This is a genomic window from Pseudoalteromonas marina, from assembly GCF_000238335.3.
In the GTDB taxonomy this organism is placed as follows: domain Bacteria; phylum Pseudomonadota; class Gammaproteobacteria; order Enterobacterales; family Alteromonadaceae; genus Pseudoalteromonas; species Pseudoalteromonas marina.
The window spans coordinates 1,608,942-1,629,326 of record NZ_AHCB03000005.1 but is presented as its reverse complement, the minus strand read 5'-3'; the positions used below and the strand labels follow the sequence as shown (position 1 = coordinate 1,629,326).

The following is a 20,385-nucleotide window of genomic DNA, read 5'->3' as shown; positions in this document are numbered from 1 at the left end:
CATAATAGATGGCTGTGTATTTTTATTTATTAAGAGTGTATATGGCTGGGCGGCGAATTAGTGATGAGCAGTTGGTTGAAATCATTGAGGCTGCGATTTTTGTTGCAGACAAACCCATAAGTAAACGCCATATTAAAGACACTGTTTTAGTGGATATTGCAATTTCTATGTCACGTATAAACGATGCTATAGAAACAATACAAACACACTTTCAAACCCGTGGTATTCGCCTTGTTGAAGTTGGTAGTGGTTATCGATTTCAGGCGTGTAGTAGTTTGAGCCCTTGGTTGAGTAACCTATGGCAAGAACGAGCTCCTAAATACTCACGTGCTTTATTGGAAACATTATCACTTATTGCTTATCGTCAACCCATTACGCGTGGTGAAATAGAGCAAGTAAGAGGTGTAACAACGGGTTCGAATATAATTAAAACCTTACTCGAAAGAGAGTGGGTGAAAGTGGTAGGGCACAAAGAAGTACCGGGTAAGCCCGCTTTATACGCCACTACTAAACAATTTTTAGATTATTTTTCATTAACGGGTTTAGAAAACTTACCTGCGTTACCTGCGCAACAAGAAAGTAAAATAAACCAGTTATTAAGTGATCCTTCTGTGAGAGAACCATCCGAATGAATATACAAGGTGAAAAGTTACAAAAAGTCCTAGCCAGAGCTGGTGTAGGCTCGCGTCGTGAAATGGAAAAATACATTGACGCTAACCGTGTTAGTGTTAATGGCAAAGTAGCTAAACTCGGTGACCGCGTTGAAGAAACCGATTTAATTCGTGTTGACGGTCATACCGTAAAAATTGAAGAAAAAGCTGACAGAATTTGCCGTGTAATTATGTACAACAAACCCGAGGGAGAGTTGAGTACACGTAAAGACCCTGAAGGTCGTCGTACTGTATTTGACAGACTTCCTCGTATTGATGGCGATCGTTGGATAGCTGTAGGCCGACTGGATGTGAATACGTCAGGCTTAATGTTGTTTACCAACGATGGTGAATTAGCCAATCGTTTAATGCACCCAAGTTATGAAGTAGAGCGTGAATATTCTTCGCGTGTGTTTGGTGAAGTAACAAACGAGACACTTAAAAACCTGATGCGTGGTGTTGAGCTTGAAGATGGTCCAGCAAAATTCACAAATATAAAACCGCTAGGTGGTGAAGGGATTAACCGCTGGTTTAATGTGACGTTAAACGAAGGGCGCAACCGCGAAGTTCGTCGTTTATGGCAATCTCAAGACGTTGAAGTGTCGCGTCTTATCCGTATTCGTTACGGTAAGCTAGAGCTAGATAAGCGTGTGCCACAAGGTGGTTGGGTTGAATACGACTTAGAAACCGTTAACTACTTGCGTAAAACGGTTAAGTTAGGTCGTGAAACGCAAACTAAACTTTCAGTTATGCCTGAAAAACGCAAAGATAAACGCGCTAAAATTAATCAAATTCGTAAAGCGGTTAAAAAGCACAACCAACGTGTTAAGTCGACTAAGCGTAAGTGATATTTTGACGTTTTGTATAAAAGCCGCATTATTTGCGGCTTTTTTATTGAGGTTAATAAAAGTAAACAGCTGTTACTTTTTTATTTGTGCGTCTAATGACTCGCCATTGACTGCAATTGAATCATCACTCATTAAATATAAATAGGTCGGCATAATGCTTTCAGGTGTTGCCAACTTATCCCTATCTTCACCAGGGTATGCCGATGCGCGCATAGATGTGCGTGTAGCACCTGGATTAATACAGTTTACGCGAATGTTGGTTTTACCTACTTCACAAGCCCACGTTTGCATCATACCTTCAACTGCAAACTTAGAGATGGCATAGGGTCCCCAAAACTCACGGCCTTTGCGACCAACACCAGATGAAGTGAAAACAATAGAAGCATTGTCTGATTTACGCATCACGGGGAATAATGCTTTGGTGATCATTGCTTGAGCTGTCACGTTAACTTTCATGATGTTCTCAAACGTAGATGAACAAAAATGTTCTAGTGGCCCTAGAGAGCCTAATATGCCAGCATTATTTAAAAGCCCGTCTAAACGACCAAACTGATTCTCAATAGTTGCAGCAAGATCACGATAATTTTGTTTTGTTGCGCCTTTTAAATCCATTGGCACAATCGCAGGTTTTGGGTAACCTGCATTCACAATTTCATCGTATACGCATTCAAGTTTATTTGTTGTTTTACCCAATAAAATGACAGTCGCACCATGCTCTGCATAAGTAATGGCTGCTACCCGGCCAATACCATCGCCTGCGCCAGTGATTAAAATAACTTTATCGTTTAATGCATTTTCAGCTGCTTGATAAGTGTGCATAAAAGTACCAATTGATAGATTTTTTCTGATTTTAACATAGCAATTCGACAAGTAATCGAATTTATTGAAAAATTAGGTGGCGAAAAAAGAAACTTTACGTTAAGTTTAACTGGTCTAATGTCTCATTAATAATCTGATTACATTGTTTTAACTTGATACACTGATTAAACACACTATAAAAATAAAATATGTTCGGAGTCACCAATATGAAGAAAATGCTACTTTCACTCTCGGTCACTGCTGCTTTAGCAGGTTGTGGCGGCGGAGAAACGTTAGAAGATGTTAAGAATGAAACCGCTACAGTTGTACCTATGGCCACGGTTAGCTTTGATCCAGCTAACGGTGTAATTTCTGTTCCCAATGATTTGTTAATGAGCGGTACCCAAGATGGTACTTTAAATATCCCAGGTGAATTAGATGACGACAATGTATCTATCCCACGTGCTGCATATGCTGATCCTCAGTTAGCATTAGGCGCACTGGACGGCTGGTCGTCTCAAGTTCCTTATAAAGTTGATTTGACATTTCCACCAAATGTTTCACTTGACGAAGCGTCAGCTGGAACACCTGGTAGCGTAAGAATTTTTGAAGTAATAATGGGCGCAAGCCTGACAGATGCAGAATGTTCTGTTGCTCCAGCTGGTGCAGCTTGTAAGCTTGTTGGCGAATTAACATTCGGTGTTGATTTTGTTACTCAAGCTTCAGGAAATGCTGTCGCTATTATCCCTCTTAAGCCTTTTAAAGCAGGTAGTTCGTACATCAATGTATTAACCACAGGCCTTAAAGATTCTATGGGGCGTTCTATTGCGCCGTCATCTACTTATGGCTTAGTTAAGCAAGAAGCGCCATTAATTACTGATTCTCAACTTGCATTACAAGGTGCAGTTAATAGTTACGAGAACGTAGTTGTGAGCTCTGGGGATATTTCAAAGGAAGATATTATTTTTTCTGGCGCGATGACGATTCAGTCAGCGGGTCCAGTACTTGGCACAATTAAAAACTTACTGGCTGCAAGTTTACAAAACGATGCTTTGCCTACACCAGCATTGCAAGTACCTGAACAACCTATGGTCAATGTGCAACAAGTGTTTGCATCTCAGGGTGTAACAGTATCTGCTGCGTTTTCAGGCGTTCAATATCAAAAAGGTAGCATTATGTTACCTATGTATCTTGGTACGCCAACTGGCACAGATATTAGCGATTTAAACGATACATACTGGCAAGGTATGTGTGATAACGCTGTAGCACTTCAAGGTTACAAAGCGGTTGCAGGTGATGCATTCCCAACTGATCCTATTAGTGAAAATGATGGGTTATGTTCAGCGCTTAGTGGTGGACAGTTACGTGACCTAGGTATCGATAGCACACGTCATTTAACAAAATATAACTCAATCCCTAAAGTACAAAGTATGGCTAACGTACCAGTACAGGTGACAAAACCAATTTTACCAATCATCAACGGTGTACGTGCACAGTTACAGTTGCCAGCAATTGAGATGCCTGAAGGCGGTTGGCCTGTTGTTATGATGCAGCACGGTATTACAACTAATAAAGAGAGTATGCTTGCACTAACGGCTCAACTTTCAATTCAAGGTTTTGCAACGGTTGCAATAGACCACCCTCGCCATGGTGAACGTGGTGTTGATGTAGACGGTGACGGCAACGATGATTTTAATGCAACGACCGGTTCAGTACTTAGCTACATGAATTTAAGCTCTTTATTAGTTGCTCGTGATAGCTTACGCCAATCAGCAGCTGATTTATTAGGTTTACGTTTAGGCTTAAACTTTTTACAAGATGCAACTATTAACAGCCAAGATGTAACATACATAGGGCATTCATTGGGTTCTATTGTTGCTCCTGCATTTATTGCACAGGCTAATAATCCATTAGCGCCTACTGTTGACCCATTATTTAATGTAAATACAGTGGCTCTGGCAAGTGGCGGCGGTGGTATAGCTAGCTTCTTACTAGAATCAGCAGCATTTGGTCCGTTTATTCAAGGCTCTGTACTTTCTCAAGCTGGTACGACTGAAGCTGATGAATTTAATGCCTTCTTGCAAGGTGATGCTGTTTCTAACTGTGGTGCTGAGTTGCCAGATATGGAAGCATATTTAACGTGTGGTTATAACGAGTATATTACTTCTATAACAACGGCAGGCGAAACAGCTAAGCTTACTAATATCCAAGGCGTGTTTACGCAGTTTGCGTTTGCTTCTCAAACAGCATTAGACAGTGGCGATCCAACTAATTACGCAGCAGCGGTACAAGCGTTAGGTACACCTGTTTATACGAATGTTGTAGTGGGCGACGGCGGTGAAAACAAGCCAGATCAAGTTATTCCACCAATGGCAGCTAACAATCCTATTTCTGGTACAATTCCACTGGCAAACTTTATGGGATTAGAAACGGTAAGTACAACGCAAGCAATGACAGAAGCACCGGCTAGCTACTTAGTTAAATTTTCTAAGGGTCATCATGGTTCTATTTTAACACCTGCTCAAGATGCTGCTCAGTCTTCTACTGTAGAGGGGAGTGCTGCTGCAAATGCTGAAATGCAAATGCAAGTTGCTGTTTATTTAGCAACGCGCGGTCGTATGTTATTAGTAACAAACAGTGATGTTGTTACTGATTAAATATACACTCTAAAATATATCTAGTACAAAGCCACTTTAAAGTGGCTTTTTTTTGCTTAAAAGCATGATAAATTAGCGTAAATTTAAAATCGGAGAAACCAGTTGGAATTTTTATACGAGTACGGTTTGTTTTTCGCCAAAACAGTTACCTTTGTTATTGCGATAGGGGTTATTTTAATGATGCTTGTTGGCGCTGCTGTGAAGCCAAAAGCAAAAAAGGGTGAAATACAAATTGATGATGTGTCGGCTCAGTTGAGTGAGCTTAAAGAGGATTTTTTACAAAACACATTAAGTAAAAAAGAACTTAAAGCGCACGATAAAGAGCGAAAAGCGCTCGACAAAAAGTCAGATAAAGAAGGCACAAAACCTCGCCTTTATGTTGTTGATTTTATTGGTAGCATGGATGCACATGAAGTTGAAAGTTTAAGAGAAGAAATTACGGCAATTATTTCAATTGCAGACCCTAAAAAAGATAAAGTCCTCATTCGCTTAGAAAGTGGTGGTGGGGTAGTCCATGGCTATGGGCTTGCTGCATCGCAATTGCAACGCATTAAATCGGCAGGTATACCACTGAGTGTGTCAATCGATAAGGTAGCAGCGAGTGGTGGTTACATGATGGCTTGTGTAGCTGATGAAATATTGGCAGCGCCTTTCGCAATAGTTGGCTCAATTGGTGTGATAGCGCAAATTCCAAATTTTAATAAAATCTTGAAAAAGAATGATGTTGAGTTTGAACAAATTACCGCAGGAGAATTTAAACGAACCTTGACACTGTTTGGTGAAAACACAGACAAAGCGCGTGAAAAATTTAGAGATGAAATTGAACAAACTCATGATTTATTTAAAACGTTTGTCAGTTCACAGCGCCCAAGTTTAAATATAGACCAAGTTGCAACGGGTGAACATTGGTTTGCAACGCAAGCAATAGAAAAAGGATTAGTTGACGTAATTAAAACAAGCGACGATGCATTACTTGAACAGCAAAGCGAACGTCAAATATACAAAATAAAATACAAAGTAAAAAAAGGACTAAGCGATAAATTTGCGCTTGGATTAAGTAGTGGCGTTAATAAAATAGGCATAAACTTGCTGTCTAAGTTTAAATCACTAAATCCTTAAGTACGGCATAAGGTGTTACGCATAAAAAACCCTGATAACTATCAGGGTTTTTTTATAGCTTTAAAACTGCATGGCCATTAGTCAATTGACTTATGGTAATCTTCTAAATCTTTTGCAGCGTTAGGGTCGTTAAATATAGTCTCATCTAACTCACCTTCGCTTTTAGCAACCGCACAAGTAACCATACAGTCGCCTGTAACATTTACAGCAGTACGAGTCATATCTAATAGTCTGTCTACACCAATAATTATGGCGATACCTTCTACCGGTAAACCAACTTGGTTAAGCACCATTGCTAGCATAATTAAACCAACGCCTGGTACACCCGCCGTTCCTACAGACGCAAGCGTAGCTGTTAATATTACCATTAAGTAATCGGATACCGTTAAATCTACTGCAAAAACCTGTGCAATAAATACCGTAGCAACACCTTGCATGATTGCAGTACCGTCCATGTTAATAGTTGCACCTAGCGGAATAGTAAATGATGCGACAGAATTACTAGCACCTAACTTTTTAGTTGCAGTTTCAAGTGTAATTGGCATGGTTGCACTAGAGCTTGATGTGCTAAAGGCAAATAAACACGTGTGTTTCATTTTTGCTAAGAAAGTGGCAGGGTTTAAGCCGGTTAAGAGCTTTAATAATAAGGTGTAGTTTACAAAGGCATGAAACAATAGCGCTAATACAACAACACCAAAGTATTTAGCTAAACTTACAATCAAATTAAGTTCAATCGTAGTAAATAGTTTGGCCATTAAAAAGAACACACCGTAAGGGGCAATGTTCATTAGTAACGTTACTAACTTTAAGATAACGGTGTTTAAATCTTCAAAAACGGCTGCAACACGTTTACCTGCTGAGCCACTTAATGCCATAGCAATACCAAATAGCAATGCAAATACAATCACTTGTAACATATTGCCTTTTGCCATTGCTTCAAACGGGTTGGTTGGAAACATATCAATAATAACACGAGCGAGGGTCGGAGCTTCCTTCGCATCGTAACTTGCTTGAGATGGCAAGCCTATGCCTTCACCTGGGTTAAATAATAAGGCAAGTGTCATAGCCACCGTTATAGCGATTGCAGTTGTAATCAAATACAAGCCAATCGATTTTCCACCTAATCGTCCTAATTTTTTAGGGTCGCTTAAGCTGCAGGTACCACATACCAAGGACACAAAAACAAGAGGAACAACGAGCATTTTTAGGCTGGCAATAAATATTTGCCCACCCACATGAAAAATGCCATCAACAAAAAAGGCTTTAATTGGCAAAGAGAATAATCCAAGAGGGATTAGATAATCGTCTTGACCAGCTAAGATTGCTTGAAATATAAAACCAACTGTAACACCAAGCACCATACCAATCATGATGCGAGTAGTTAAACTTAACGTACCGATTTTTGACATACACCGAATCTACTTTTTATAAATTTGCCATAGACTACCAGTAAGAAATTATTTACTACAGAAAAAATTAGTATTTACACGAAATATTTTTGTACAAAAAAGTAATAAAAAACTGTGATTTTAGACTAAGTTATAGGTTAATATGAGGTAAACAACATATTGTTAATAATAACAACGCTAGGGAGAGGTTCATGCCTTTAATGCGACTACTCGGCATTTTATTGCTCAGTTTATTACTCACAGCCTGTGGTGGCGGTGGATCAATTGAAAAAAGCGGTACAGTTGGTGACACTGATACGGACACAGATACAACAACTTATACGTTAACGCTACAAGGGTACTCTCAAGCAGACGCAACTAAATCAAATAGCGTGACGAATACTGCGGCATTAGATTTACGTGCAACCCTAAAAGACAATGATGGCGCTGTTGTTGCTGGTAAACGCATTACCTTTACGTTGGCTGACGATATAGGGGTTTTAAACCCTGATTCAGCCCTAACACAAAACGATGGCATAGCAACAATCGAGTTAAGTGCAGGCTCTGAGGCAGGCGCTGGTGAAGTTACTGCTACCTACAATGGTGATGATGAAACGTATACAGCCACGTTTGCATTTCAATCAACGGGTGGCCAAGGTGACGACACGGGTGTGAGTGGCTCAACAACGTTAGAAGTCCAAATTGTTGACCAAAATGGTGATAAATTTACCAGTGCTAATCCAGTAACTGCGGATAACGTTGGTGTTGTTGTTGCTACACTAAAATCAGATGGTGTTGCTGTTGCGGATAAACTTATTTCTTTTAATACCAATTTTACGGGCGTTATAACGCCAGAGCTTGGCACTGCAATTACTGATGACTCAGGTGAAGCTCGCGTCACATTGGGCAGTGGTGTAGCAACGGGTGCTGGCCAAGTTGTAGCAAGTTACGCTCCAGCAAGTGGTACGAGCGTTAGTAACACAGCTGTCTTTTACTCATCGGGTGATGGTGCAGCGCAAGATGAAGCGCAATTTTCAGTGGCTATCAAACTACTAACAGGCTGTAACGCTGATTGGGATGATAACCGCAGTAATGTTAAATTAGACCCTTTATCTGCAGCATCTGGTTGTACTGTGACCAACAGTATTTCATCTTCTGAATTGGGTGAGCTATTTGTAGAAGTCACTAATGAACAAAGTGGCGAAGGCAGTAAAAACGCACTCGTAAATATTGAAACTAATTTAGGTACAATTTTACCTTCATCGGGCACTGCTTTAACTGATAACTTTGGTATTGCATTATTGAAGCTGCAACCGGGCAATACTGGTGGCGCAGGAACCGTTACAGCAACGGCTCTCGATGAAAGTGCATCTTTAAACTTTGCAGTGGGTATTGCAAATTTAACGCTTAGCGTTGATAACGGCTTGAACACCAATGATGACGGTAGTGTAATACCACTTAAAGCAGGTGGTAGTACTGTAATTGAAGTAACGCTTACAGACGAAGATGGTAATTTATACTTAACGGCTACTGACGTTGAATTTAGCTCTACCTGTGCGATTGCTGGTGAGTCAGTCATTGATGACAGCGTAAAATCGTCAAATGGTATTGCTACAGCAACTTATAGAGCAACAGGATGTAACATTGACGATGATGTAACTATTACTGTTGAAACAGGCGGACAAAACTTTACTGAATCAACGGTTATACCCGTGGAAAGTTCTGCAGTACAGTCTATTCAATTTGTGGATGTAAGCGAAACATTTATTGCGCTTCCACCAGGTGAAGGTGGCCTACCAACTCAATCAATCGTTACTTTTAAACTTTTAGATGCTGACAATATAGCGTCTTCTCAGCAACGAATTGACTTTAAACTAACAGATTCGGTAGGCGCTGCAAATTTAACGCTTACCAGTGGCAACACAGATAACGAAGGTTTGGTACAAACCACAGTAACGTCAGGTATTGTGCCTGGGCCTTTAGTTGTGAAAGCATGTTATGTGTCTAAAGACGATGTTAAGGCACTTCCAGAGGGTGATGATTTAACGTGTTGGGTTGATGACTTCCAATTGTGCCAAACGGATCCTAGCAATGAAATTTGCCCAGAGGGTACATTAAACCTGATCCCACTTTCTGAGCAAATTAGTTCTGTTTCTGCTCAGCTTACACTTGCCTCGGGTGTAACTGACCAAAACAGCTTTGATTTAAGCCCAACAACATTTAACACTAACTCGCTTTACTACAACGGTATCATAACCGATTTAACTGTATTTTTTGGTGACCAGTTTAATAATTACAACGGTGACGGTGTTGAAGCCACAGTGCTTTCAGAAGCCGGTGTGGTTGGCTCTTCAAGCAACGAAGAAACATGTAAAACAACCGATGCAACCTGTGTTGTTACATGGCGTTCTCAAGGTGACCGCCCATTTGAAGATTACAAATGGGGCAACAGAATAGGCGATATTGACGGTAATGCGTCCACAACTGAGGGTATAAACCCTAAAACAGGCCAAATTAACTGTGACCCTTATTTCGGCGCAGCTGCACCGTGTATTAATGGTATTACACGCGCTAAGAATGACGAAAACGGCGTAGTAATGGGCGGGCGCGTAAGTGTGCTTGCAGTTACTAAAGGTCAAGAGAATTTTGTTGATGAGCAATCAACTGATGATATAAAGCGTACGAATGGCTTATTTGATATTGGCGAGTACTACGCTAGCTACGATTTACCTGAAGCCTTTATTGATCACAACGAAAATAACAGCTTTGATAAAGCGGATTGTAGTGATGCACGCGGCGATGATTACGACCCTGTATCAGATGCGTGTTCAGAGTTGAACTCGCGTGGTGGCCATAACGAAACGTGGCGTGACTTAGACAACGACGGTATCTACGATGCCGCTGACGGCCTCTACAATGGGTTATTATGTAGTGAAGCTGCAAATGCTGCAGGCGAATGTTCACGTGAGTTGGTTGAAGTTCGTAAAAACATTGAGTTAGTTATGTCAGGCGATGAACCATATGTACGTTTCTCTGTGGTTAAAACGGATGCATTACCAGCACCATTTGAAGTATTTGTTCCTGCGGATTGTTCAAGCTCAGTATCTGGTAACAGAACTTTTGTAGAGTTAGAAGAGTCCGATGTAACTGAGCGTTGTGATGTTGCTACAATAGACCTTTCTGTCAACAATGTTGAAATCGATAACCCAGATTTCGATCCTAATGACCCTGACGAAACAGACCCTGAAACACTTACCGTGGACATTGGTTTAACATCAATGGCTGTTCGTATTCACTACACAGATGAATTTGGTAATCCATTACCTGCAAACACAGTAGTGTCTTTAACAACGAGCAATGGCGATCTGTCAATTATTAGTCACAGTGAAACAATACCTAATACCAACACAGATAAACCGATGTACTCGGATGTATTAATTTCACGAGAGACTGATGGTAACGACCAAACAAGTGGGGTTTTAAGTATTACTTTTGAATTTGAAAACCAACTAGGGGCCAGTAAAACGGTCTCGACAGGCATCACAATTTTCGATGATGTTTAAGTTATCGTAAAAAATGCCAACCTTTAGGTTGGCATTTTTCTTTGTGTTCTATATATTCCACAGCAATTATTCTAAAAACACCAGTTTGTCTAAATTAGCAACAAAAATTGTTCGTTTATTCAGTAAATACTGAAAAGTTTGTATTAAAAGCTTGTAACAACTAGTGTTTGTAGATATACCTATAAATATTCGCACCGCTAATGCGGTAAACACATTTTCAATATTTGGTTAGAAATAGGCAACTATGGGCAAATCGCTAGTAATTGTAGAGTCACCTGCTAAGGCTAAAACAATTAATAAATACTTAGGTAATGACTTTATCGTAAAGTCCAGTATTGGACATGTACGAGACTTACCTACCTCAGGTTCGAGCAAAGCAAAAGTGCCGGCAACTAAAACGCCAGCAGAAGTGCGTAAAATGCCACCGGATGAGAAAGCAGCTTATAAACAGCAACGAGATTACACAAACTTGGTTGCACGTATGGGGATTGATCCTGAAAAAGGCTGGCAGCCTCATTACGAAATCCTACCGGGTAAAGAAAAGGTTGTTCAAGAATTACAAAAGCTGGCCGAAAAAGCAGACCAAATATATCTCGCAACGGATTTGGATAGAGAAGGGGAAGCAATTGCTTGGCACCTTCAAGAAATCATCGGTGGTGAACCAGAAAAATACAAACGCGTTGTTTTTAACGAAATTACTAAAAATGCCATTCAGCAAGCGTTTGAAACACCGGGTGAGCTAAATACTGACATGGTATTTGCTCAGCAAACTCGTCGTTTTTTAGATCGTGTTGTGGGCTTTATGGTATCGCCGCTTCTGTGGGCAAAAGTAGCGCGTGGTTTATCTGCAGGGCGAGTACAGTCAGTTGCAGTAAGATTACTCGTAGAGCGTGAGCGTGAAATTAAAGCGTTTATTCCAGAAGAGTTCTGGGATATTCATGCAGATGTTAAAAATAGCGAGTCTGACCTGCGTTTAGAAGTCACTAAACAAGCAGACAAGCCATTTAAACCTGTAAATGAAGCACAGATCAAAGAGGCGGTAAAAAGCCTTGAGAGTGCAGAATATAAAGTTGTTAATGTTGAAGAAAAACCGAGTAAAAGTCGCCCAAGTGCACCTTTAATCACATCAACAATGCAGCAAGCTGCCAGTACACGTTTAGGTTATGGTGTTAAAAAGACCATGATGCTAGCGCAGCGATTGTACGAAGGTGGTTATATTACTTATATGCGTACTGATTCAACAAACTTATCGAAAGATGCTGTTGAAATGTGTCGTGAATACGTTACAGAACAATTTGGCTCAAAATACCTGCCAAAAGAGCCAATTAACTACAGTTCTAAAGGTAATGCACAGGAGGCACACGAAGCGATTCGTCCTTCTAGCGTTACTGTGCTGTCTGGACACCTTGAAGGTGTAGATGCCGATGCTAAAAAGCTTTACGAATTAATATGGCGTCAATTTGTAGCGTGCCAAATGGTACCTGCAGAGTACGATTTAACAACCTTAACTGTTGCGGCTAACGATTTTCAGCTTAAGGCAAAAGGGCGTGTGCTTCGTTTTGATGGTTGGACCAAAGTGCAACCAGCTGTTCGTAAGAAGAACGAAGAAGATCAATCACTCCCAGCTGTTGCAGTGGGAGAAACACTGACACTTGTTGAACTTGATCCTAAACAGCACTTCACTAAGCCACCAGCGCGCTTTAGTGAGGCAAGTTTGGTAAAAGAGTTAGAAAAACGAGGAATAGGTCGTCCATCTACTTATGCTTCTATCATTTCTACAATTCAAGACCGTGGCTATGTGCGGGTAGAAAACCGTCGTTTCTTTGCTGAAAAAATGGGTGAAATTGTAACCGATCGTCTGGTTGAAAACTTTACCGATTTGATGAACTTTGATTTCACAGCAAAAATGGAAGGCCGTTTAGATGATATAGCAGAAGGTGAACGTGTATGGACGCAAGTACTTGATAAGTTTTACGCTGATTTTTCAACCCAATTAACCATTGCAAAAGACGAACCAGAACAAGGTGGCATGCGTCTTAATGAAATGGTTGAAACTGATATAGAGTGTCCTACCTGTAGCCGTAAAATGGGTATTCGCACGGCATCAACGGGTGTTTTCTTAGGGTGTACAGGTTATAACTTACCGCCTAAAGAACGTTGTACTACTACTATGAATTTAGTGTCGGGCGATGAAGCGGTTGCCGCTGATGTTGAAGACGAAGAAACAGAAAAATTAATGCAAATGAAGCGCTGTCCCGTTTGTGAAACAGCGATGGATTCGTATTTAATCGATGAGACCCGCAAGTTACATGTTTGTGGTAACAACCCTGCGTGTAAAGGGCATATTGTTGAGCAAGGCACGTTTAAGATTAAAGGTTATGACGGTCCAATTATTGAGTGTGATAAATGCGGCTCAGACATGGAACTTAAATCTGGACGTTTTGGTAAGTACTTTGGCTGTAATAACGAAGAGTGTAAAAATACACGTAAGTTACTAAAGAATGGTGAAGCTGCTCCGCCTAAGGAAGATCCAGTTCATATTCCTGAATTAGAATGTGAAAAATCAGAAGCCTATTTTGTATTACGAGATGGTGCTGCAGGTATATTTTTAGCTGCAAATACATTCCCTAAATCTCGTGAAACTCGAGCCCCTAAGGTTGAAGAGTTAAAACGATTTAGAGATCGTATATCCCCTAAATTCTACTATTTAGCGGACGCACCAGGTCAAGACCCAGATGGTAATCTTGCTGTTGTGCGCTACAGTCGTAAAAACAAAGCGCAGTATGTTATGACTGAGATAGACGGCAAAGCAACTGGTTGGACTGCTCATTATGAAGCAGGTAAGTGGGTAGAAGAAGCTAAGAAAAAAGCTGCACCTAAAAAGAAAGCTGCTGCTAAAAAAGCCCCTGCTAAAGCAAAACCTAAAGCAAAAGCAAAAAAAGATGAAAAGTAACTAAAGCGCGTTTTTAACACCTTATAGTTACAAAAAACCGGAATGCACAGCATGTGTCTATTCCGGTTTTTTTATGCTTAGTAATTGTGCTCGCAACGGCTTTTTGGCTGTTCAATTAGCTAAGCATAGGTAGCCTCAAAGGCAGGCTTAAAGCATACCTTTGAGTCAGGGTTAGATTTTTACAGAAGTTACTTTTTGATAGCCTTCTGATTCAAGCTCATCATTTACGCAATTTAAAACATACGCGTAAAGGTCTTCATTCATTACATCGTCGTCTTTAGCCCAGTTAACACACACCTCAGTGTACTCTTTTACCATTTGTGCTGATGCTACTGGTGTGTCGTCTGCTACTGAGTATGTTGCATATACTGCAAATAGTGACGCTGTAAGTGATGCAAGTAATGCTTTTTTCATTCGTTTATTCCTAAAAAATGGTTTTATAGCGGTGATTGTCGCTATTAAACAAACATGTCCAAGCAGAACGCTTCTGTTGGTATGCTGAATTTAATCGAATTTTAAATAAAAGATAACGAAATATATTTATCGTAAAGATAAGTTTATTTATGAGCCGTTTTTTTATAATTATTTGTATAACCTTAATTAATACGTTACTGTCGCCTTTTTTTAATTCATAGAATAATAAATGACACCTAACACTCCCGTTACACCCAAAAAAAACATTCAATCAACCAATAAAATAGAGCATGCATTGGAGTCGTTTATTTTTAAAGGACGTTGGTTGTTAGCGCCTTTTTTTGTTGGCCTTTTGTTTGCAGTTATTTTGTTATTAATAAAGTTTTTTAAACAACTTTATTTAATGGGGATCGCTACTTTTACCGCATCAAGCCAAGATTTACTAGTAGGCATATTGACGCTGGTTGATACAGCGTTACTTGCAGGCTTATTGTTAATTATTATATTTAGTGGATACGAAAACTTTGTTTCTAAACTAGGTATAGATAATCATGAAGATAAGCCATCTTGGATGGGTAAAGTGGGGTTTTCAGGGCTGAAAATGAAGCTTATCAGCGCAATCGTTGCAATATCGGCTGTTGAACTATTAAAAGTGTTTATAAATTCAGAGGCGCATTCAAACGACGAGCTATTATGGAAAGTAATAATCCACGTTACTTTTGTGATGTCTGGAGTGTTGTTTGCATTTACCGATTACCTCAATAGTAAAACCCATAACCATTAAATTTACCTACAAAAAAAGCCCATGTTATTACATGGGCTTTTTTGTAACTAATTAGCGGTTAGCATCAATTAGCACTGTGCGTAATAGCATGCAAACGGCGCTAATAGTAATTCATCGTTCGTTACATGGCCTTTATGGTGGCTAAGCTCACTAAACTCTGTTAATACATCAGTTGGCATTGATAGCGATGCTTCAGTGCCACTTAAATTAAAAACACACAACATTTTTTCATTTTCGAATGTTCTGTAAAAAGCAAGTACAGGCTCATGTGTGTTAATAAATTCAATATCGCCTTCAAGTAGCACGGTTTTTGTTTTTCGCCACGCCATAAATTCACGATAAGCATTTAAGGTAGAATCATGATCATGTGTTTGCTGTTTTACTGATTGCTGTTTATGCTGCTCGTCTACAGGCAGCCATGGCTTAGTGTCACTAAAGCCCGCATGGTGTAAATCGGCATTATCCCATGGCATCGGCGTTCTACAGCCATCACGGCCTTTAAAGTTTGGCCAAAAGGTTATTCCATACGGGTCTTGCAAATCCTCAAAGGCTACGTTTGCTTCCCCTAGGCCTAATTCTTCACCTTGGTACATACATACGCTACCGCGCAAGGATGCGAGTAGGGCGGTGAGCATTTTACATTGCTGTGAATTAACTTCGCCATTTTGACTCCAACGGCTTGCTACACGTTCAACGTCGTGATTGCTAAACGCCCAACAAGGCCAGCCTTCTGTCATTCCTTTTTCAAGGGTTTGCACGGTTGTTCTTATATACTCACTTGAATAATCGTTAGTCAAAAGCTCAAAGCTATAACCCATATGCAGCTTATCACCGCCTTGTGTGTACTCTGCCATAGTGGCTAAAGAGTCCTCTGACGAAATTTCACCCAGTGATACAGTGCCTGGGTATTTATTAAGTAACGCACGAATATCTTGCATAAACTCAATATTTTCAGGTTGGGTATTATTGTAATAGTGGTATTGAAATGCGTAAGGGTTGTCTTCACTGAAACCACGGCCTTGGCGTTTTTCTTTTGGTTTTGCAGGGTTATCACGAAGCTGCGCATCATGATAACAAAAGTTAATGGCATCTAGTCTAAAACCATCAACGCCTTTTTTAAGCCAAAACTCAACGTTATCTAGCACTGCTTTTCTAACATCTGGGTTATGAAAATTTAAATCGGGTTGTTCAGTTAAAAAGTTATGAAGGTAGTATTGCCCTCTGCGTGGTTCCCATTGCCATGCACCGCCGCCAAAAATTGATAACCAGTTATTTGGTGCAGTGCCGTCTTCTTTAGAGTCAGCCCACACATACCAGTCGGCTTTGTCGTTACTTTGGTTTTCTCGGCTGTCTAAAAACCATTGATGTTGATCTGACGTATGGCTTAATACCTGATCGATAATAATTTTAATATCGCGGTCGTGTGCTTGTTCAATAAGCTCGTCGAAGTCGTTTAAATTGCCAAATAAAGGGTCAATATCACGGTAGTCACTAATATCGTAACCAAAATCTTTCATAGGAGATTTAAAAAATGGCGAAATCCAAATAGCATCAACACCTAAGCTCTTAATATAATCAATACGATTAATTATTCCTCTTAAATCACCAATACCGTCGTTGTTGCTATCTTGAAAGCTACGCGGGTAAACTTGATAAATAACCGCACCTTTATACCACTGCTTTTGGGCCATGCTTTTCTCCGTCATTCCAAACAGTTTTTTAAATTCTTATATGTGATTATGGTAAATCACGTTATTTGCAAAAAGCATACGTGAAGGCCGAGATACTGTAAAAAGACTGCATACGTATGCACAAAAATAAGCATGTTTGAGTGACTTCAAAAAGCGTCTATTTAGTTTTAAGGAAGCGTTGCCATTAAATTGAATCTGTTTACCAATTGCATGTAATTAAAAAGTAACACGGCATAGCACCTCGCAAGTGCATATTTTAGCTGGGTTGCACTATAATAGTGATTGCATGTAATGGTCTTACCAATTTCACATTGATATTTATTAGTTAAATTTAGCCAATAATGCATAGATCTAATTTATTTCTTAATAATTACAAGCTGTTAAAGCAGGTTTAAATCATTAGGCTATTTTGCATAATTGTAATATTCGGATAAAAATTGTTGCACCAATAAATATCATTTAAAACAGTGTGTTACCAAGGTTTATGTGAAGTTTATGTTAATTTATGTTGGTTTTATAAGGCTTGAATACGTATGCATAAACTTGTTAATAAAATAAACCAAGCGTTAATATCCATCCTGACAACAAAATAAGCTCGCCTCGGTTTACTATCACTAAACAATTGAGCGGGTATCACAATATGGGTAACGGGAAAACATCATGTCTATGTTCAAACCAAGTATATTAACTCTGGCGTTAGCTGCTGCTGGCATCACTAGTTTTGCAGCAACTGCAGCGGAAGAAAAACAATTAAAAAATGATGACGTAGAAGTTATCGAAGTTAAAGGTTTTCGTGGCAGTATTGTAGAATCAATCAACACTAAACGTTTTTCACCAGAAGTCGTTGAATCTATCTCTGCAGAAGATATCGGTAAGTTACCTGATTCGTCGATTGCTGAGTCTATCGCTCGTCTACCTGGCTTAACAGCTCAACGCCTAGACGGTCGTGCAAGCCGAGTGAGTGTACGTGGCTTTAGCGAAAACGAAAGTGCCACTACATTTAATGGTCGTGAGCAAGTATCAATTGGTGATAACCGTGGCGTTGAGTTCGACCTTTACCCATCTGAAATAATGAGCGGCGTTACCGTTTATAAAACACCAAGTGCGAGTATCGAAGCTGAAGGCATCGCCGGTGTTATCGACATGCAAACCGTTAAACCTTTAAGTAAAGGTGAACGTGTAATCATGTTTAATGGTCAACTTGAGCAAACTGGTTTTGGTAAGCTTAATCCAGACGGTGATGATCAAGGTTACCGCGGTACGGTCTCATACATTGACCAATTCGCAGATGACACCATTGGTGTAGCATTTGCTTACAACACAATGAGTTCTCCAAACCAAGAAAAGCGTTGGAACTCATGGGGTTACCCAGAGTTTACTACTGAAGATGGTCAATCATATTCTATTTTAGGTGGTGCTAAACCATACGTACGTTCTTCAACGCTTGAGCGTGACTCAGCAATGCTTGTATTAGAAGCTGCACCGACTGATAAATTAAATATGACGTTTGATGCGCTTTATATCGACTTTTCAGATGAACAAATTTTGCGCGGTATCGAAATTCCATTTGCATGGGGTCAAGGTTCAATTAGCTCAGATTCAACAACAGTTGATGCTGAAACTGGATTTATCACAAGTGCTGTGACTGAAGGTCAGCGTGTTGTTGTTCGTAACGACCATCAAGAACGAAAAGCTGAATTAACGCAGTTTGGTTTTAATGCAAAATACGATATTAACGACAGTTGGAGCACAGAGTTTGATATCAGCCGCTCTGAGGTTGAACGTCAGCTATGGAGCATTGAAAGTTATTCAGGCACAGGTCGAGGTGATGCTAATGGTGTTGCTGACAACATTGGTTATATGCTTGATGGTGGTAATACCGGTGCACAATTTTCTCATGAGCTAGATTACAGTGACTATAACCTAATTCAATTAGGTGGCCCGTTATCGTGGGGTGGAAGTAAAGCCCTTAATGACAAATATGGTTTAACTGACACACCATTTCAAAATACAGCACAAGATGGTTTCATCAATGCGCCAGAAGTGAATGATGAACTAACCACGTTAAAACTTGCTGCAACTAAAATTCTAGACAACGAATACGTTAATGCTGTTAAATTTGGTATGTCTTATCGTGACCGTGAAAAATCAAAGTTATCTGAAGGTTATTTTTTAACACTTAAAGATTTTTCTCTATCTAACCCAGGTATGGTTTCGGTTCCAGAGCAGTACCGTTTAGGTTCAGCTAGCTTAGACTTCATTGGTATGGGCGATATGATTGCCTACGATACTCGTGCCCTAATAAACGATGGTTACTATGATTTACTTCAAGAAAGCCTTACAGACCAAAAACATAAAACACAGTCGTGGACAGTCCAAGAAAAAGTAACTGCCTTCTTTGTTCAAGCTGATATTAACGCAGAAATTGGATCAATTCCGGTAACAGGTAATGTGGGCGTTCGCTATGTTAAAACTGAACAGTCTTCACAGGGTTCAGCTGCTAACACAGTAGACGGTCTCGTAGTTGTTACACCAACAGACGTAAGTCACGACTACAGCCACGTTTTACCAAGCATTAACTTGTCGTTTGCAATCGACGAAGAACAAACGTTACGTTTTGGTGCGGCTAAAACTATTTCGCGCGCATTATTAAACGATATGAATGCGTCAATCAATGCATCATACGGGCAACAACCAGATGATAATGGTAACTTTTGGAGTATTTCAGGTGGTAACCCTAAACTAGAGCCAAAAGAAGCGACAGGCTTTGATATCAGCTACGAAAATTACTTTAATGCAGAAGGATACTTCTCTGCAGCGGTTTTCTATAAAGATATCAACCAGTGGATATTTGATGGTACTTACGCAGTCGATATGTCTGGCGTAGCTAATCCTGCAACGGGTGAAATACCAGCAACTTCTTCAGGTACTGGTAATGGTAAAGTAAATGGCGGCGGCGGTGACCTATGGGGTTACGAGCTTTCTCTTGCGCTACCGTTTAACGTATTTCATTCTTCACTTGATGGCTTTGGTTTAATTGCAAGCCATACAGGCATTGAACAAGACGTTGAAGATCAAAATGGGAATGAATATGAACTTGTTGGCCTATCTGACCAAATTGATAGCTTGACTGTTTACTACGAGCGTAATGGCTTCCAAGCGCGTACAAGTATGCGTAAACGTAGTGACTTTAAAGGTAATGTAAATGGATTAGGTCTTGCTGCAACTCAAGTTGACATTAAAGGTGAAACAATTTGGGATGCACAATTGGGCTTTGATTTTGGCGAAGCAGGTGTTGATAGCTTAGATGGCTTAAATGTAACCTTCCAAGTACAAAATATTACTGAAGAACCGTTTACCACTTTAAGTGGCGATAACGCGCTGCAAGTACGTGACTACCAAGATTATGGTCGTACGTTCTTATTGGGCTTTAGTTACAAGCTATAATAAACGTTGTGTGTAGAAGCCCTTGTAATTTATTTTACAAGGGCTTTTTTATAGCTACTTTATCTAAATTTTA

12 protein-coding genes are annotated in these 20,385 nt (G+C 39.9%); 8 read left to right on the top strand and 4 right to left on the bottom strand.

Going from position 1 to position 20,385, the window contains the following annotated elements; genetic code table 11:
* Positions 1 to 41: 41 nt before the first annotated feature.
* Positions 42 to 632 (top strand): SMC-Scp complex subunit ScpB, encoded by a 591-nt coding sequence (gene scpB, locus PMAN_RS07500; RefSeq protein ID WP_006792164.1) that lies wholly within the window; start codon positions 42 to 44, stop codon positions 630 to 632.
* The gene (gene rluB / locus PMAN_RS07495) at positions 629 to 1,498 is read left to right on the top strand and encodes a 23S rRNA pseudouridine(2605) synthase RluB (RefSeq protein WP_006792163.1); all 870 of its coding nucleotides are present in this window, start codon (positions 629 to 631) and stop codon (positions 1,496 to 1,498) included. Before scpB ends, rluB begins: the two co-directional genes overlap by 4 nt.
* Positions 1,499 to 1,570: 72 nt before the next feature.
* Here rluB and PMAN_RS07490 read toward each other — a convergent pair whose 3' ends face one another.
* A complete protein-coding gene (locus PMAN_RS07490) occupies positions 1,571 to 2,317 on the bottom strand; it encodes a YciK family oxidoreductase (protein WP_010557480.1) in 747 nt (248 codons plus the stop codon).
* 206 nt (positions 2,318 to 2,523) lie between these two features.
* On the opposite strand from PMAN_RS07490, the gene PMAN_RS07485 reads away from it, so the two are divergent.
* Both PMAN_RS07485 and sohB read left to right on the top strand, forming a co-directional pair.
* On the top strand, positions 2,524 to 4,953 hold the full coding sequence (locus PMAN_RS07485) for a VolA/Pla-1 family phospholipase (protein ID WP_010557479.1): 2,430 nt from the start codon (positions 2,524 to 2,526) through the stop codon (positions 4,951 to 4,953).
* Between the two features lie 102 nt (positions 4,954 to 5,055).
* Positions 5,056 to 6,072, top strand: a complete 1,017-nt coding sequence (gene sohB / locus PMAN_RS07480; RefSeq protein WP_010557478.1) for a protease SohB — start codon at positions 5,056 to 5,058, stop codon at positions 6,070 to 6,072.
* Between the two features lie 77 nt (positions 6,073 to 6,149).
* Here sohB and PMAN_RS07475 read toward each other — a convergent pair whose 3' ends face one another.
* Positions 6,150 to 7,481: a dicarboxylate/amino acid:cation symporter gene (locus tag PMAN_RS07475; protein WP_010557477.1), complete on the bottom strand. Its 1,332-nt coding sequence runs from the start codon at positions 7,479 to 7,481 to the stop codon at positions 6,150 to 6,152.
* 191 nt (positions 7,482 to 7,672) lie between these two features.
* Between PMAN_RS07475 and PMAN_RS07470 the strand changes: the two genes are divergently transcribed.
* Both PMAN_RS07470 and topA read left to right on the top strand, forming a co-directional pair.
* Complete coding sequence (locus tag PMAN_RS07470; RefSeq protein ID WP_010557476.1) at positions 7,673 to 11,023, top strand: autotransporter outer membrane beta-barrel domain-containing protein; 3,351 nt, start codon at positions 7,673 to 7,675, stop codon at positions 11,021 to 11,023.
* Positions 11,024 to 11,267: 244 nt separating this feature from the next.
* On the top strand, positions 11,268 to 13,976 hold the full coding sequence (topA, locus tag PMAN_RS07465; RefSeq protein WP_010557475.1) for a type I DNA topoisomerase: 2,709 nt from the start codon (positions 11,268 to 11,270) through the stop codon (positions 13,974 to 13,976).
* Between the two features lie 171 nt (positions 13,977 to 14,147).
* On the opposite strand, the gene PMAN_RS07460 is transcribed toward topA, so the two are convergent.
* Positions 14,148 to 14,390 carry a hypothetical protein gene (locus PMAN_RS07460; protein WP_010557474.1) on the bottom strand — a complete coding sequence of 81 codons (243 nt, stop codon included), beginning with the start codon at positions 14,388 to 14,390 and terminating at the stop codon, positions 14,148 to 14,150.
* A gap of 229 nt (positions 14,391 to 14,619) precedes the next feature.
* On the opposite strand from PMAN_RS07460, the gene PMAN_RS07455 reads away from it, so the two are divergent.
* On the top strand, positions 14,620 to 15,174 hold the full coding sequence (locus PMAN_RS07455; RefSeq protein WP_010557473.1) for a TIGR00645 family protein: 555 nt from the start codon (positions 14,620 to 14,622) through the stop codon (positions 15,172 to 15,174).
* Between the two features lie 68 nt (positions 15,175 to 15,242).
* Here PMAN_RS07455 and PMAN_RS07450 read toward each other — a convergent pair whose 3' ends face one another.
* Positions 15,243 to 16,865: an alpha-glucosidase family protein gene (locus PMAN_RS07450; RefSeq protein WP_010557472.1), complete on the bottom strand. Its 1,623-nt coding sequence runs from the start codon at positions 16,863 to 16,865 to the stop codon at positions 15,243 to 15,245.
* Between the two features lie 660 nt (positions 16,866 to 17,525).
* On the opposite strand from PMAN_RS07450, the gene PMAN_RS07445 reads away from it, so the two are divergent.
* On the top strand, positions 17,526 to 20,312 hold the full coding sequence (locus PMAN_RS07445) for a TonB-dependent receptor (protein ID WP_010557471.1): 2,787 nt from the start codon (positions 17,526 to 17,528) through the stop codon (positions 20,310 to 20,312).
* The last annotated feature ends 73 nt before the right edge of the window (positions 20,313 to 20,385 follow it).